This window comes from Mycolicibacterium holsaticum DSM 44478 = JCM 12374, from assembly GCF_019645835.1.
GTDB lineage: Bacteria > Actinomycetota > Actinomycetes > Mycobacteriales > Mycobacteriaceae > Mycobacterium > Mycobacterium holsaticum.
This window is the reverse complement of sequence record NZ_CP080998.1, coordinates 1,627,732-1,642,838: the sequence shown is the minus strand read 5'-3', so window position 1 is coordinate 1,642,838 and position 15,107 is coordinate 1,627,732. Positions and strand designations below refer to the sequence as shown.

Genomic DNA, 15,107 nt, shown 5'->3' with positions numbered 1-15,107 from the left:
GGGAAAACCGAATCCTCGGAATTTGTAAGCACTTTGCTCATTTATCGCACACCTACGTGCACTATAGTCAGAGCATCACTCTCAGGAGTGGTGATGTCAAGGGACACCCAGGAGGGGACCGCGATGGCGTCGGGTGAGGGTTCAAAAGGCGGCGGACGCCGCAAGGCGGAGCCCGGTTCCGGCGTGCCCAACGGTGCGCCCGGCTCACAGACGTTGGCCCGCGGGCTGGCCGCGCTGCAGTTGGTCGCGACGGCACGGGCGGGACTCACCGCGCAGGAGGTCGCCGACAGCATCGGGGTGCACCGCACGATCGCGTATCGGCTGCTGTCCACGCTGTCGCAGTTTCGGCTGGTGGCCAAGGGCGAGGACGGGCGTTATCGCGCGGCGGCCGCCCTCGCGGTGCTCGGGGCGTCCTTCGACAACAACGTGCGCCAACTCAGCCTGCCGACACTTCGCGCGCTGGCCGACGAACTCGGCAGCACCGTGTCGTTGCTCGTCGCCGAGGGCGATCAGCAGGTCGCGATCGCGGTGATCGTGCCGACCAACGTCTTCTACCAAATGTCCTTCCATGAGGGCAGCCGCTATCCGCTCGAGCGCGGGGCAGCGGGGATTGCGCTCCTTGCCAGCATGCCGCCGCGGCCAGGAGAACGCGACCTCGTTCCGTTGGCCCGCAAGCAGGGTTGGGTGATCACCCACGGTGAGGTGGAGCCGAACACCTACGGTCTGGCCGTTCCAGTGCGACGAGAGCCGCCGTCGCCGCCCACGTGCATCAACCTCATCTCTCATCGCGAAGATGTCGTGATCGGCGGCAAAGACGCGGTTGTCAAGGCGGCCAACGAATTATCCGCGATCCTCAGTTGAGAACCGCGGCAGCCGAAAGGAGCTACCGGTGACGGATTGGGACCATGACGTCGACGTGGTCGTTCTCGGCAGTGGCGGGGCGGGACTGACCTCGGCGCTCACTGCTGCGGTGAACGGCGCCTCGGTGGAGGTCTACGAAAAGGCGGCCACGGTCGGTGGCACCACGGCGGTTTCCGGTGGAATCCTGTGGATTCCCGCACATTCGCGCTCCGCCGACGGTGAGCTGAGCGTCGACGACGCGATGGCCTACCTGCGCGCGCAGTCGTTGGGGTTCATGGACGACGAACTGGTCGAGACGTTCGTGCGCACTGGCCCGGAAATGCTGGAGTTCGTCGAGGCCAACAGCGACCTGCGCTTCGAGATCGCCGAAGGCTTCCCGGATTACAAACCGGAGCTGCCCGGCGGTCGGCCCGGCGGCGGAAGGTCCCTGAACGCCAAACCGTTCGACTTGTCCCGCCTCGGAGAGTGGCGTGAGCGCATCACGTCGTTTCCCGCCGACTTCAGCAACGTCGGTATCGACGCCGAGACCAGGGCGCGCATCCATGCATCGCTCGATGACGACTCCGGCGACTACTGCGTGGCCGGAACCGCGTTGATCGCCGGGCTGCTGAGCGGACTGCTCGACCGCGGCGTGGTACCCCGGACCAATGCCAGGGCGGTCGAGCTCATCGCCGACCCGCTCGGCATCACCGGTGTGCGAATCACCCAGGACGGCAGAGACTTCAACGTGCGCGCCCGCCGCGGCGTCGTACTGGGCACCGGCGGATTCGAATGGGATCCGAAACTGGTCGAGGCATATCTGCGCGGCCCGATGCGCGGAGCGGTGTCCCCACCGAACAACACCGGCGACGGGCTGCGCATGGCGATGGCGCACGGGGCGGATCTGGCCAACATGGGCGAGGCCTGGTGGGTGCCGATCGTGCAGTTGCCCGGCGACACCTACGCCGGCCATCCGCGCAGCAGAAGCGTCCGGCTGGAGCGCACCCGGCCGCGCAGCATCATCGTCAACCAGGCGGGCAGAAGGTTTCTCAACGAAGCAGGCGAGTACAACTCGATGGCAGGGCCGTTTCACTACCTCGACCCGCGGCACGGTTACGCGAACGATCCCGCCTGGATCGTGTTCGACTCGCAGCATCTCAAGCGGTATGGGTTCCTCGGCGTCGAACCCGGCGGGCAGGCCCCGGACTGGTTCTCACCGTCGGCCGACCTCGCGGAGCTCGAAGCCAAGACCGGCATCGACGCCGACGGGCTGGCACGCACGCTTTCGGCGTGGAACGACGCCGTCGCTCACGAGAGCGATCCCGACTTCGGCCGTGGGTCAAGTGCTTACGACGGATACTGGGGTGACGACAAGGCGGCGACGACAGCAGGCAAGACGCTGGGTCCGCTCGACACGGCGCCCTATTACGCGGTACCGGTGTCGATCGGCGCGATGGGCACCAAGGGCGGTCCGCGTACCGACCGCGATGGCCGGGTGCTGCATGTCAGCGGCGCGGCCATCCCGGGGCTGTTCGCCGCGGGCAACGCGATGGCCGGTGCGACAGGCAAGGCGTACGGCGGTGCGGGCGGGACGATCGGCCCGGCAATGGTATTCGGTTACCGCGCGGGGCTTGCGGTTTCGACGCGCGCCCAGCCGGCGAAGTAACCACCCGTCAGGTTGGCTCACCGATGCCGTCGCCGAACAACCGCTCGGCGGCGGTGTAGGCGTCGTCGCTGCCGTCGGCGACCGATTGCGCAAGCCGGTCCAGGTCCGGATGGTTACGCAACAACGTCTGCGCCAGCGACAAGATCTGCGAGCGGGCCCGCGCGGTGCGCCGCTGATGACTGTCGGCACGGTGATGGGCTTCGATGGCCTCGACCAGATCGGTGATGCCCCCACCTTGCGTGGCAACGATTTTCAGAATAGGCACGCTGGTCTCGCCGCGGAGGTCTCGCACGGTTTGATCGGCGCCCTCGCGGTCCGCCTTGTTGATGACCACGATGTCGGCGACCTCCAACAGGCCGGCCTTCGCCGCCTGCACGGCGTCGCCGCCACCGGGATTGAGGATGACGACCGTCGGATCCGCCACAGCCGCGATCTCGATCTCTGACTGTCCGACACCCACTGTTTCCAACACGATCAGGTCGTAGGACAGCGCGGCGAGCAGCCGGATGGCCGCGGGGACGGCGGCGGCCAACCCGCCGAGGTGTCCGCGTGCCGCCACCGACCGGATGAGCACATCGGAGTCGTTGATATGAGCGGCCATTCGGATCCGGTCGCCCAGCAGGGCGCCGCCGCTGTACGGTGACGACGGATCGACGGCCAGCACCGCGACCCGCATGCCGCGCTCCCGGTACGCGCCGACGAGCACACCGACCGTCGTCGACTTGCCTGCACCCGGCGGACCGGTCACGCCGACGATGCGCGGCGCGGCGACCACGCCGAGCGCCTCGAGAACCTCTTTGCGGCGGGGGCTTTCGACCAGACTCAACAGGCGTCCGGCGGCCCGGGGAGATCCGCTGCGCGCCGAGGCAATGAGTTCGTCGATGGTCATCGCTTCGGCAGTCTACGGCGTCGGGACCTCGATCACCGTGGCCGATCCCATCCCGCCGCCCGCGCACATCGCGGCGACCCCGATACCGCCGCCGCGCCTGCGCAACTCATGCACGAGCGTGACGAGCATCCGCGCACCGGTGGCGGCCACCGGATGACCCAGTGAGCAACCGCTGCCGCTGACGTTGACGCGGTCGGGGTCGATGTCGAGCAACTTCATCGTGGCCACGCACATCGACGCGAACGCCTCGTTGATCTCGAAGACATCGACGTCGGCAAGGGAAAGCCGGGCCCGGGCAAGCGCTTTCGGAATCGCCTCCACCGGCGCGAGCCCGGTCGACGCCGGGTCGACGCCGACCGATGCCCACGACCGCACGGTGGCCAGAGCCGGCAGGCCGAGGCGATCGCTGGCGATCGCGAGCACCGCGGCACCGTCGTTGGCGCCGCAGGCGTTGCCCGCGGTGATGGAGAACCCCTCGATCTCGGGGTGCAGCGGTTTGAGCGCAGCCAGCTTCTCCAGGCTGGTGTCGCGGCGTGGATGTTCGTCGGTGTCGAACAGGCCGTGCGCAGTCTCGATGGGCACGATCTCGTGCTTGAACCGGCCTTCGTCGATCGCCGCAATCGCCTTGCGGTGCGAGCCCAGCGCCCATTCGTCCATCTCGGCGCGGCTGACACCCGCCTTGACCGCGGCGTTCCAGCCCACGGTGATCGACATGTCCATGTTCGGGGCGTCCGGCCGGTTCGGATGCGTGGGCGGAAACCAGTCGACCCAGTCCTCTCCGGCCCGGCGCGTGAACCTCGGCGATGTGGATGCGGAGTTGACGCCGCCGGCGATGACGAGTTGGTCCATGCCCGCGCGGATGCTGGCCGCCGCACCCTGCACAGCGGCCTGACCCGCCGCGCAGTGCCGGTTGACCGCGAGCCCGGGTGCCTCGGTCAGCCCCGCGGTGATCGCCGCGTGCCGGGCCACGACGCCGCCGCCGTAGAGCCCCTCGCCGAGCACCACGTCGTCGACTGGATGTGCGCCCAGCTCGCCAACCGCGGCGCCCACCACGTGCTCGGCCAGCTGGTAGGCGTCGGTGTCGCGCAGCGTGCCTTTCACCGCGGTGCCGATGGGGGTGCGCAGCGCAGAAACGATCACGGCTTCAGGCATCAAGTGTCTCCGTTTCGAGCGAGTATGAGAATGTTATTCTCTCAGTTCGAGAGTGCCAGTTGCAAGAAGGGGAACCATATGCAAATTGCAGGTAGCGCGGCGATGGTGGTCGGCGGCGCGGGTGGCCTCGGTGAGGCAACGGTTCGGCGCCTACACGGTGCGGGGGCCAAGGTCGTGGTCGCCGACCTCGCCGACGACAAGGGCAAGGCACTGGAGAAGGAACTCGGCGTGCGGTATGTGCCCACCGACGCCACCTCAGAGGACTCGGTGCTCGCCGCGATCGCCGAAGCGGAGTCGCTGGGGCCGCTGCGCATCTCGGTGGACACCCACGGCGGTCCCGCCGGCGGTGGCCGGCTGGTCGGCAAAGACGGTTCCCCGCTGGGGCTCGACGCCTTCGAAACCACCATCAAGTACTACCTGACCGCGGTGTTCAACATCATGCGGTTGAGCGCGGCGGCGATCGCCAGGACCGAACCGCTCGAGGAGGGTGCCCGCGGCGTCATCGTGAACACCGCCTCAATCGCCGGTTATGAAGGGCAGATCGGCCAGCTACCGTATGCCGCGGCCAAGGGCGGCGTCATCGGCATGACGTTGAACGCGGCCCGCGACCTGTCGCCGCTCGGTATCCGCGTCGTGACCATCGCGCCCGGAACCATCAACACGCCCGCCTACGGCCAGGCGGCCGACCAGCTGGAGCAGTACTGGGGTCCGCAGGTGCCGTTCCCCAAGCGGATGGGCCGGTCGACGGAGTACGCGCAGCTTGCGCAGAGCATCGTCGAAAACGACTACCTCAACGGCGAGATCATTCGCCTCGATGGAGCGTTGCGATTCCCACCGAAATGATCCGGCAATGACCCTGGCCGACAAGGTCGCGTTCGTCGCCGGCGCCAGCCGCGGCATCGGCGCGACGGTGGCCACTGCGCTCGCCCGGCAAGGGGCCGCCGTCGCCGTTGCCGCGCGCACCGAGCAAGAAGGCAAGGTTCCTGGCACGATTCATGCGGTCGCCGAACGGATCACGGCGGCGGGCGGATGCGCGTTGCCGGTGCAGTGCGACGTCACCAGCGAGGAGTCGGTCGAGAATGCCGTGGCGGCAACGGTTTCAGAGTTCGGCGGGATCGACGTGCTGGTCGCCAATGCCGGTGTGCTGTGGTTGGGGCCGATCGAGTCGACGCCGCTCAAGCAGTGGCAGTTGTGCCTCAACGTCAACCTGACCGGTGTCTTTCTGGTGACGAAGGCCGTCATCCCGCACGTGCGCGCCCGCGGCGGTGGTTCGCTGATCGCGATCACCACCACCGGCGTCGACATGATCGAGCACGGGTCCAACGCCTACTGGGTGTCCAAGGCCGCCGTGGAGCGGTTATATCGGGGATTGGCAACCGATCTGGCGCCGGACAACATCGCGGTGAACTGCCTGTCCCCGTCGCGGGTGGTGCTGACCGAGGGGTGGCAGGCCGGCGGCGGCGGGATGCAGGTACCGCCCGAGATGGTCGAACCGCCCGAAGCGATGGCCAACGCCGCGGTGCGACTGGCCCAGCAGGACGCCACCGGCATCACCGGCACCGTCCAGCGCTCCGAAGCCCTCACCTTCTGACCGCCGCGAGCGTGCGTGTCTGAGGCGGACACGCCGCGGAATGACGCGATTTCGCGCACGCTCACTGCGCAGGAGTTGCGGAGCAACCCTAAGTGCGCCACGAAACGCGTTGTTATCGAGCGTGCGCAAACTCGGCAGAAACTTCGGCGGGTCGGCCGCAGACACGCACGCTCGCGAAGAAAAGCGGCTAGTTGTTCTTCGCGATCAGCCCGTCGACGATCTTGTTGAAGTCGGTCGTGCCGAACGACACGTATTCGGCGAGGTTGGCGTAATCCAGCGACGCGAGCACCGACTTCTCCAGTTGCAGGTTCATCAGGCGCTTGGTGGCCTCCACGGCTTGGCGCGGAAGCTCGATCAGCTTCTTGGCGCACGCGATGGCCTCGGCCAGCGGATCCTCGACCACGTGATTGGCCATACCGAGTTCGACGGCACGCTGGGCGTTGATCCGCACACCGGTGAGCGCGAACTCCTTGGCCTGCAGCAGGCTGATCTGCGAACCCCATACGAGCGGACCGCCGTCGGCGGCGACGAGCCCGATCGAGACGTGCGGGTCGGCGAAGAACGCGCCGTCGGCGATGTAGACGACGTCGGACAGCGCCGCGAGGCTGCAGCCCAGCCCGACCGCAGGACCGTTGACCGCGGCGACCACCGGCATGCGGCAGCGCACCATGCCGATCACGATGTCGCGACCGTGTTTGATCGTCTTCTGGCGCAAGGCTTCGTCGTTGCGCAGCTCGTCGAGGTAGTTGAAGTCACCACCAGCCGAGAAGGCTCTGCCTGCGCCGGTGATCACCGCCGCGCGCGCGTCGGCATCCTCGTTGAGCGCCTCCCAGAGCCGCGCGAGCCCGACGTGTAGGGCGTCGTTGACCGCGTTCAAGTCGTCGGGCCGGTTCAGCGTGATGATGCGCAATGCACCGTCGGCTTGAACATCGATTTCGTCTGGCATGTCGTACATCAGGACCCCAATCCGAGAATGCGTTGCGCGATGATGTTCTTCTGAATCTGTGAGGTACCGCCCATGACGCTTTGCGCCCGGCTGTACATGTACGCACCGAACAGCTCCTGGTCGTCGGTGCCGACCGTCGCCAGCGCGGCGTGGCCGACGGACTGCTCGACCCAGGTCATCAGCAGCTTGTCGAGGGACCCCTGGGGTCCGTGGGTGATGCCGTCGAGCTGTTCCGACAACCGCCTGCGCACGTGCAACCGCAGCATCTCGGTCTGCACCCAGGCCCAGGACAGCTCTTCGGGCGTCGCGCCGTCGACTCGGGAGGCCAACTGGCGGACCAGCTTTCCGTACCGCGCCGAGAAGCCCAGCGTCGACGGCTCGCGCTCGTGGCTGACCACGGTCATCGCCAGTTTCCAGCCGTCCCCGGGCTCGCCCACCATCTGGTCGGCGGGCACCCGGGCGCCGTCGAAACCGACCTGACCGAATTCCTTGGTGACGCCGCTGATCATCTTCAGCGGCCGCTGCTCGATGCCCGGCTGATGCATGGAGACGATGAACGCCGAGATTCCCTTGTGCTTCGGGACGTCTCTGTCGGTGCGGGCCAGGACGAGACACCAGTCGGCGACGTCGGAGTAGCTGGTCCAGATCTTGTGCCCGGAGATCACGTACTCGTCGCCGTCGCGCAAGGCGGTGGTGGTCAGCGACGCCAGATCCGATCCCGCGCCGGGCTCCGAAAAGCCTTGGCACCACCGCTCGGTGCCGTTGATCATGCCCGGCAGAAACCGTTGCCGCAGGTCCTCGTTGCCGTGGTGGGACAGCCCCACGACGAGGTATCCCAGGCTGGGCCGCGCGGGTGCGCCGGCCTTGGCGATCTCCTCGTCGACGATGACGTCGTACACCGGCGGAAGGTCCTGTCCGCCGTACTTCTTCGGCCACGACGTCCCGAAAAAGCCGGCCCGATACAACGCCTGATGCCAGGCGCCCTGGGCGGCCCAGTACTCGTCCCCCGACGTCGGGAACCTGCCCTTCTGCTCGGTCAGCCAGTCGCGCAACCGGACGCGGAACGCGGCTTCCTCCGGTGAATCACGAAAGTCCAATGGACAGCTCCTCCAGCTTGACAGGCCACGTCTCGGTGGCGACCAGCACCCGCCGCAGGTACACGTGGGCAAGACATTCCCAGGTGTTGCCGATGCCTCCGTGCACCTGGATCGACGTCTCGCATACGGTCAGCGCCGCACGCGCACAGTAGATCTTGGCGACCCGGGCGGCCTCGACCGCCTCGGCGGCGGGCAACTCGTCGACGGCCCACGCCGCATGACGCAGCACGCTGATCGACCCCTCGATGAGCGCCAGCGCTTCGGCCAACAGGTGACCGACCGCCTGATAGGACCCGATCGTCGCACCGTACTGTTCGCGTACCTTGGCGTACTCGACAGCCAGGTTCTGCGTGCCGCGGGCCGCACCGACCAGATCCGCACACGTGACGGTGAGCGCCAACGCGCGCCAGCGGATGGCGTTCTCGTCGTCGAGGTCCGCCAGCTGCGCGGGTGACTCGACCACCCCGGCAAGCGCTTTCGTCAGGTCGACGGTACTGGCCTGCGCGCCCGCAGCCGACCATTCCCTGCCGAGGCGGCGGCTGAGGTCATCGGCCAGCACACGTCCGATGAACGGCACGTCGACCAGCCCGCGGGCGAACTCCTCGGCGACGACGGCCACCTCGACGCCGGACGCGCCGTCCGAGCGCAGCGTGCGAAAGCCGGTGGCATCCACCGCCTTTTCCAGCCGCGCACGCCGGCTGTTGTCGTCGAGGTCGGCGACCGAACCGGGACCGAGGTCGTCGGCCAGTTTGGCTGCGGCCTCGCGCAGCTGTTGCTGTTCACTTGTCAGACGGACGTCCACAGACGCTCCTTGAGCACTCGACGCAATACCTTTCCGGATGGCAACCGCGGGATCTCCGAGACGAACTCCACCCGGCTCGGCCGCTTGTACGACGCAAGAGAATTGGTGACCAACGCGATCAACTCGTCGGCGTTGACCGTGCCGCACGTTTTGACGGCCGCGATCACGGCCTCGCCGTTGGCGTGGTCGGGCACCCCGAACACCGCGCAGTCCTCGACGGCGGGGTGTCCATGTAAGACGCCCTCGATCTCGGCGGGGGCGATCTGAAAACCACGCACCTTGATCATCTCCTTGGCCCGGTCGGTGATGCGCAGCCAGCCGGCGTCGTCGAGATAGCCGACGTCGCCGGTCCGGTACCAGCCGTCCGAGAATGCCTGCGCCGTAGCCGAATCCGGAAGGTAGCCGGCCATCACCGAATCCGACCGGGCCTGGATCTCCCCGACCTCACCGGTCGCCAACAGCGCGCCGTCCTCCAGCGAGACGATGCGCACCTCGACCCCGGGTACCGGCCGCCCGACGGTGTCGAGCCGCGCACCTTCCAGCGAATTACCCGAGATGACCGGCAACTCGCTGGTTCCGTAGGCGGTTACCCAATTCACCCCGGCCTTGTCCGCGACGGCTTCGGCGACACTTGCGGTGACCGGGGTAGCGCACCACATGATGTAGCGCAGCGACGACAGATCGTAGGAGTCCAGGCGCGGATGGGCGGCCAGCGCCAGCGCGATCGGCGCGACAGCCATCTCGACGGTGATGCGATCGGATTCGATGTGCGCCAACATCGCATCGATGTCGAACCGGCGGTGCAGCCGGATCCACGCCCCGGTGTCCAGGGCCATCACGATGTTCAGCAGGCCCAAGATGTGCGACGGCGGCGTCATGATCTGCATCCGGTCGGCCGCCGACAGCCCGAGGGCGTCGCGCCAGTGCCGCACGGCGACGGCGAAACCGCCGTGGGTATGCCGCACCGCCTTGGGCATGCCGGTGGTGCCGGAGCTGAACACGAACAGCGCGTCGGATTCTGGCGCGGGTGACACAAGCGCACGTCGCTGCGGGGTGAGCGGCTCGTCGAGGTGCAACATCGGCATCAACTCGCCGAGCACCGGATGGTCGCCCACCGCGTGCGTCGGCGCCGTCAACGCCAGCGCGTGTTCGACCTCCCCGCGCCGCCATGCCGGACTGAGCAGGACCGCGGCCGCACCCAGTCCCCAGATGGCCCGCAGTGCGATGACGAACTCGGGCCGGTTGGACGACATCAGCGCGACGCGCTGCCCGGCCGCTACCCCGCGACGTTCCAGGGCCCCCGCCATTGCGGCAGCGAGATCATCGAGTTCAGGCAGGGTGTACTCGCGGTCCTCGAAAACGAGCGCGGTCGGCTCACTCACACCCTGTCCTCACTGGCCGCTGCCGAGTTCTACGATGCACTGAGAATAGCGTATCATTAAACGAGAATGATATTCTCTTTCTGTTAGAACCCATATGCCAGGAGAGGTTCGATGACGGCAGATCCGATGCCTGATCCGTCCGCCGACGGCGGCGCGGCACAGGTGACGATCGTCCTCGACCACAAAAAGGTCTCGGTCCCCCGGATGCCGAACGAGACGCTGCTGGAGAGCGCGCGCCGCGCCGGTCTGTCTCCGCCATTCTCGTGTGAAGCCGGCAACTGTGGCACATGTATGGGCAAGCTCATCGCAGGCCGCGCCACCATGCGCGTCAACGACGCCCTGGAGCCCGATGAGGTCGAAGAGGGATACATCCTGACCTGCCAAGCCGTTCCGGACACCGAGTCGGTAAGCGTCAGCTACGACGAGTGAGCCGCGGGCCGAACGGCACCACCGTGCTCGTCGACCCCTGGGGCCGGGCGGTAATCTGGTTCGTACCCATCGATGCGAATCGGGCTGCGCACCAACCGGAAATCACCCGCGGTGACCACCACCTCCGGTGTGGCCTCCAGCGCTTCGGGCAGCGTCCGGACCGCCGAAACCGGAATGCCCAGCGGACGTAGTCGCGCCTCCCAGCCCGTCGCGGTGTCGGTGGCCAGCGCGGCCGACACGACCGCCAGCACCTCGTCGCGTTTGGCTGCCCGCTCCGCCATCGTCGGGAAGCCGTCGATCCCTGCCTCCGCGCAGAAGGACCGCCAGAACGCGTCGTGGGTGATGAACAGCGCCAGGTAGCCGTCAGCTGTCAAGAACAGCTGCGCTGGAACGTAATACGAATGCGCACCCATCGGATAGCGCAGCGGCGGTGCGCCGTCGTTGAGATACGCTGACGCGCGGTAGTTCAACTGCGACAACATCACATCGCGCAGCGACACATCCACCTGACCGCCGCGCCCCGAGACGATCTGGGCCAACAGGCCCAACGCCGCGGTCAGACCGGTGGAATTGTCCGCCGACGAATAGCCGGGCAGCGTGGGTGGACCGGCCGGGTCACCGGTCATCATCGCCACCCCGGTCGCCGCCTGGATGACGTAGTCGAACGCCGGGTCGTCGCCGCCGTCCAGGCCGAAACCCGTCAGCGCCACACACACGATCCGCTCGTTGAACTGCCGCAGCGAGGCGTAGGTCAAGCCCAGCTTCTTGATCGCCGACGGCTTCATATTCACCAGCAGCGCATGTGAGCTCGCGACCAGCTCACCCAACCGCTGCCGCCCGGTCTCTGACCGCAGATCCAGCACGACGCTCTTCTTGTTGCGGTTCAGGCTGGCGAAGTAGCTGTCGGAGACCTGACGCGAGATCTCGCCACCGGGCGGCTCGATCTTGATCACCTCGGCGCCGAGATCGGCCAGTAGCATCGTCGCGTACGGACCGGCCAGCATGACGCCGACTTCCAGGATGCGGATACCGGCGAGCGGCGCCGCAGCGCTCATCGCTGCCCTCGGCTCTTCGCGCAAGCGCTCATCGCTGCCCTCGGCTCTTCGCGCAAGCGCTCATCGCTGCCCTCGGCTCTTCGCGCAAGCGCTCATCGCACAGCCTTGGCCAGTTCCGCGATCACCTCGCGCGTCCGGTATTTCGACGCGATCAGCTCGTCGCGGTTGTCCCCGATCGGCAACAACCGCACCGACAGGTCCGTGACTCCGGCGTCGGCGAACTTCTTGAAGCGCGCAAGGATGGCGTCTTCGTCGCCGGCAGCGCACAGGTCGCCGACGTCGCGCGCATCGCCGCGGTCCAACAGCCGCTGGTAGTTCGGTGACGTCTCCGCCTCGGCCAGAATCCGGTTCGCTCGATCCTTCGCCGCGTCGATCTCCGAATTCGCACACAGGCACACCGGAATTCCGGCGACGATGCGCGGCGCCGGACGACCCGCCTCCGCGGCCGCCTTGTTGATCTTCGGCGCGATGTGCTCACCGATGGCCTTCTCGTCGGCCATCCACAACACGGTCCCGTCGGCGCGCTCACCGGCGATCTGCAGCATCACCGGCCCGAGCGCGGCCACCAGCACCGGCATCGGCGACTCGGCGCCGAGCACGGTCGGGTTGTGCACGGTGAACGTGTCGTTGTCCACGTCGACGTCACCGGGCCCGGCCAGCGCGGCGTTGAGCACCTCGAGATAGTCGCGGGTGTAGGCGGCGGGCCGCTCGTAAGGGATGCCGAGCATGTCGCGCACGATCCAGTGGTGCGACGGCCCCACACCCAGCGCCAACCGGCCGCCGATCCCGGCGTGCACGGACAGCGCCTGGCGCGCCAGCGCGATCGGGTGCTGCGCCTGCAGCGGGACGACGGCCGTGCCCAACTCGATGCGCGAGGTGCGTCCGCCCATCAAGGTCACCATGGTCAGGCAGTCGAAGTCGTTGGGCACCTGGGGCATCCACGCGGTGTCCAGTCCGGCGGCCTCGGCCCACTCGATGTCGTCGAGCAACTTCTTGACCTTGCGCGCCATATCGCCGCGCTCGGCCCCGATCATCACACCGAGCCGCATCTAACCCTCTCCCCGTGACGTAGTAAATGATCCCCGGCGAGCAGGGCCCGCGGTCATTCGCTTACTCGTTCCGAGGTCAGTTTGCGCACCTCGTCGACGAGCGTGTCCAGCGCCGTCCCGGTGGGAAACACCGCAGCCGCACCGGCTTCGAGCAACTTGGGCACGTCACCCTGCGGAATGGTGCCGCCCACCACGACCGCGATGTCGCCTGCGTCGGCCGCCCGCAACGCATCGACGGTGCGCGCGGTCAGCGCCACGTGTGCGCCCGACAGGATCGAAAGGCCCACCAGTGCAACGTCTTCCTGCAGCGCGATCGAGACGATGTCCTCGATGCGCTGCCGGATCCCGGTGTAGATCACCTCGAAGCCGGCGTCACGCAGGGTGCGTGCGACGATCTTGGCGCCGCGGTCATGGCCGTCCAGACCGGGCTTGGCGACCAGGACGCGGACCGGGCTGTCCTGCGCGGAGGCCATCAGAACACCACCGGCTGCTGGAATTCGCCCCACACCGACTTGAGCGTGGACACCATTTCACCGACCGTGCAGTACGCGTTGGCACAGTCGATCAGCTTGTGCATGAGGTTGTCCTCGCCTTCCGCCGATGCCGCAAGCGCCGCTAGGGCTTCCTTCACGGCCCCGTCACTGCGTTCTGCCTTCACCTTGGCGAGCCGCTTGAGCTGCAGGTCGCGCCCTTCGGCGTCGAGTTCGTAGGTGGCGATCTCGGGTGGCGGCTCCTCGGCGACGAACTTGTTGACGCCGATAACGGGCCGGACACCCGATTCGACTTCCTGGTGGATCTTGAACGCCTCGTCGGCGATCAGACCCTGCAGGTAACCGTCCTCGATGCAGCGCACCATGCCGCCGTGCTGCTCGAGATCGCTCATGATCTCGATGATCTTCTCCTCGGTGGCGTCGGTGAGAGCCTCAACGAAGTACGAGCCGCCCAGCGGATCGGCCACCTTGGTCACCCCGGTCTCGTAGGCCAGGATCTGCTGGGTGCGCAGCGCCAGCGTCGCCGACTCCTCGCTGGGCAGCGCGAACGGCTCATCCCACGCCGCGGTGAACATCGACTGCACACCGCCCAGCACCGAGGCCATCGCCTCGTAGGCGACCCGGACCAGGTTGTTCTGCGCCTGCGGCGCGTATAGCGAGGCCCCACCCGACACGCAGCCGAAGCGGAACATCGACGCCTTGTCCGTGGTGGCGCCGTACCGCTCGCGCACAATGGTCGCCCAGCGTCGCCGTCCCGCGCGGTACTTGGCGATCTCCTCGAAGAAGTCGCCGTGGGTGTAGAAGAAGAACGAGATCTGGGCGGCGAACTTGTCGATCGTCATCCGGCCGCGCTCGACGACGGTGTCGCAGTACGTGACCCCGTCGGCCAGGGTGAACGCCATTTCCTGAACGGCGTTGGCGCCCGCGTCGCGGAAGTGCGCACCGGCCACCGAGATCGCGTTGAACCGGGGCACCTCGGCAGCGCAGAACTCGATCGTGTCGGCGATCAGCCGCAACGAGGGTTCCGGCGGCCAGATCCACGTGCCGCGCGATGCATACTCCTTGAGAATGTCGTTCTGGATGGTGCCGGTGAGCTTCTCGCGCGGCACACCCTTCTTCTCGGCGGCGGCGACATAGAACGCCAGCAGGATCGCGGCCGTGCCGTTGATCGTGAAGCTCGTGGAGATCTGGTCCAGCGGTATGCCGTCGAACAGGATCTCCGCGTCGGCCAGCGTGTCGACGGCGACGCCGACGCGACCGACCTCCTCGCCGTACTCCGGGTCATCGGAGTCATAGCCGCACTGCGTCGGCAGGTCCAGCGCCACCGAGAGCCCGGTTCCGCCCTGATCGAGCAGATAGCGGTAGCGGCGGTTGGACTCCTCGGCCGTCCCGAACCCCGAGTACTGCCGGAACGTCCACGTCTTGCCGCGGTAACCGCTCGCGAAGTTGCCGCGGGTGAACGGATAGGTGCCCGGCGCAGGCGGGTCCGCCGCCCGGTCGCCGGGTCCGTAAACGGGTTCGAGCGGGATCCCGGACGGGGTCTGTACTGGCTCGCTCATCATTGGATAACGTACTTGCAAAAAATGAGAATGCCAATACCGCAGGACGCAAACACGCACCGAACAAGGCAGATGCGCGGCGGGTGGGGACCTGCGAAGACCCCGTACACAGCGATTATGGCACTTGCGTAAAATGAGAACGTCACTACCGCTCCGATA

Annotated in this window: 15 protein-coding genes; 5 read left to right on the top strand and 10 right to left on the bottom strand. The window is 67.3% G+C overall.

Annotated elements, in window-relative coordinates:
• Positions 1-123 precede the first annotated feature (123 nt).
• Positions 124-861, top strand: a complete 738-nt coding sequence (locus K3U96_RS07965) for an IclR family transcriptional regulator (protein WP_069407530.1) — start codon at positions 124-126, stop codon at positions 859-861.
• Between the two features lie 28 nt (positions 862-889).
• Positions 890-2,506, top strand: coding sequence for an FAD-dependent oxidoreductase (locus tag K3U96_RS07960; protein WP_220692628.1), 1,617 nt, complete (start codon positions 890-892; stop codon positions 2,504-2,506).
• A gap of 7 nt (positions 2,507-2,513) precedes the next feature.
• Here the strand turns inward: K3U96_RS07960 and K3U96_RS07955 are convergent, their stop codons facing one another.
• Both K3U96_RS07955 and K3U96_RS07950 read right to left on the bottom strand, forming a co-directional pair.
• Positions 2,514-3,395, bottom strand: a complete 882-nt coding sequence (locus tag K3U96_RS07955; protein WP_220692627.1) for an ArgK/MeaB family GTPase — start codon at positions 3,393-3,395, stop codon at positions 2,514-2,516.
• Between the two features lie 12 nt (positions 3,396-3,407).
• Positions 3,408-4,547 (bottom strand): thiolase family protein, encoded by a 1,140-nt coding sequence (locus K3U96_RS07950; RefSeq protein ID WP_220692626.1) that lies wholly within the window; start codon positions 4,545-4,547, stop codon positions 3,408-3,410.
• A gap of 78 nt (positions 4,548-4,625) precedes the next feature.
• Between K3U96_RS07950 and K3U96_RS07945 the strand changes: the two genes are divergently transcribed.
• A complete protein-coding gene (locus K3U96_RS07945; protein ID WP_069407534.1) occupies positions 4,626-5,390 on the top strand; it encodes an SDR family NAD(P)-dependent oxidoreductase in 765 nt (254 codons plus the stop codon).
• 7 nt (positions 5,391-5,397) lie between these two features.
• A complete protein-coding gene (locus K3U96_RS07940; protein ID WP_220692625.1) occupies positions 5,398-6,138 on the top strand; it encodes an SDR family NAD(P)-dependent oxidoreductase in 741 nt (246 codons plus the stop codon).
• A 187-nt stretch (positions 6,139-6,325) separates the two neighbouring features.
• Here the strand turns inward: K3U96_RS07940 and K3U96_RS07935 are convergent, their stop codons facing one another.
• From K3U96_RS07935 to K3U96_RS07920, 4 genes are read right to left on the bottom strand one after another with little or no spacing between them, the layout of a single operon-like run.
• A complete protein-coding gene (locus tag K3U96_RS07935) occupies positions 6,326-7,093 on the bottom strand; it encodes an enoyl-CoA hydratase/isomerase family protein (protein WP_220692624.1) in 768 nt (255 codons plus the stop codon).
• Positions 7,093-8,181, bottom strand: coding sequence for an acyl-CoA dehydrogenase family protein (locus K3U96_RS07930; protein ID WP_220692623.1), 1,089 nt, complete (start codon positions 8,179-8,181; stop codon positions 7,093-7,095). Before K3U96_RS07930 ends, K3U96_RS07935 begins: the two co-directional genes overlap by 1 nt.
• Entirely contained in the window at positions 8,168-8,983 is an 816-nt protein-coding gene (locus K3U96_RS07925; protein ID WP_220692622.1) for an acyl-CoA dehydrogenase family protein, read from the bottom strand. Before K3U96_RS07925 ends, K3U96_RS07930 begins: the two co-directional genes overlap by 14 nt.
• Complete coding sequence (locus K3U96_RS07920) at positions 8,968-10,365, bottom strand: class I adenylate-forming enzyme family protein (protein WP_220692621.1); 1,398 nt, start codon at positions 10,363-10,365, stop codon at positions 8,968-8,970. Before K3U96_RS07920 ends, K3U96_RS07925 begins: the two co-directional genes overlap by 16 nt.
• Positions 10,366-10,476: 111 nt before the next feature.
• Between K3U96_RS07920 and K3U96_RS07915 the strand changes: the two genes are divergently transcribed.
• Positions 10,477-10,794: a 2Fe-2S iron-sulfur cluster-binding protein gene (locus K3U96_RS07915; RefSeq protein WP_069406748.1), complete on the top strand. Its 318-nt coding sequence runs from the start codon at positions 10,477-10,479 to the stop codon at positions 10,792-10,794.
• On the opposite strand, the gene K3U96_RS07910 is transcribed toward K3U96_RS07915, so the two are convergent.
• From K3U96_RS07910 to K3U96_RS07895, 4 genes are all read right to left on the bottom strand, one after another.
• A complete protein-coding gene (locus K3U96_RS07910) occupies positions 10,782-11,849 on the bottom strand; it encodes a CaiB/BaiF CoA transferase family protein (RefSeq protein WP_069406747.1) in 1,068 nt (355 codons plus the stop codon). The two genes, K3U96_RS07915 and K3U96_RS07910, sit on opposite strands and share 13 nt — an antisense overlap.
• Before the next feature lie 92 nt (positions 11,850-11,941).
• Positions 11,942-12,898, bottom strand: a complete 957-nt coding sequence (locus tag K3U96_RS07905) for an LLM class F420-dependent oxidoreductase (protein ID WP_220692620.1) — start codon at positions 12,896-12,898, stop codon at positions 11,942-11,944.
• Positions 12,899-12,951: 53 nt separating this feature from the next.
• On the bottom strand, positions 12,952-13,371 hold the full coding sequence (locus tag K3U96_RS07900; RefSeq protein WP_069406745.1) for a cobalamin B12-binding domain-containing protein: 420 nt from the start codon (positions 13,369-13,371) through the stop codon (positions 12,952-12,954).
• Entirely contained in the window at positions 13,371-14,948 is a 1,578-nt protein-coding gene (locus K3U96_RS07895) for a methylmalonyl-CoA mutase family protein (protein WP_069406744.1), read from the bottom strand. Before K3U96_RS07895 ends, K3U96_RS07900 begins: the two co-directional genes overlap by 1 nt.
• Positions 14,949-15,107: the final 159 nt, after the last annotated feature.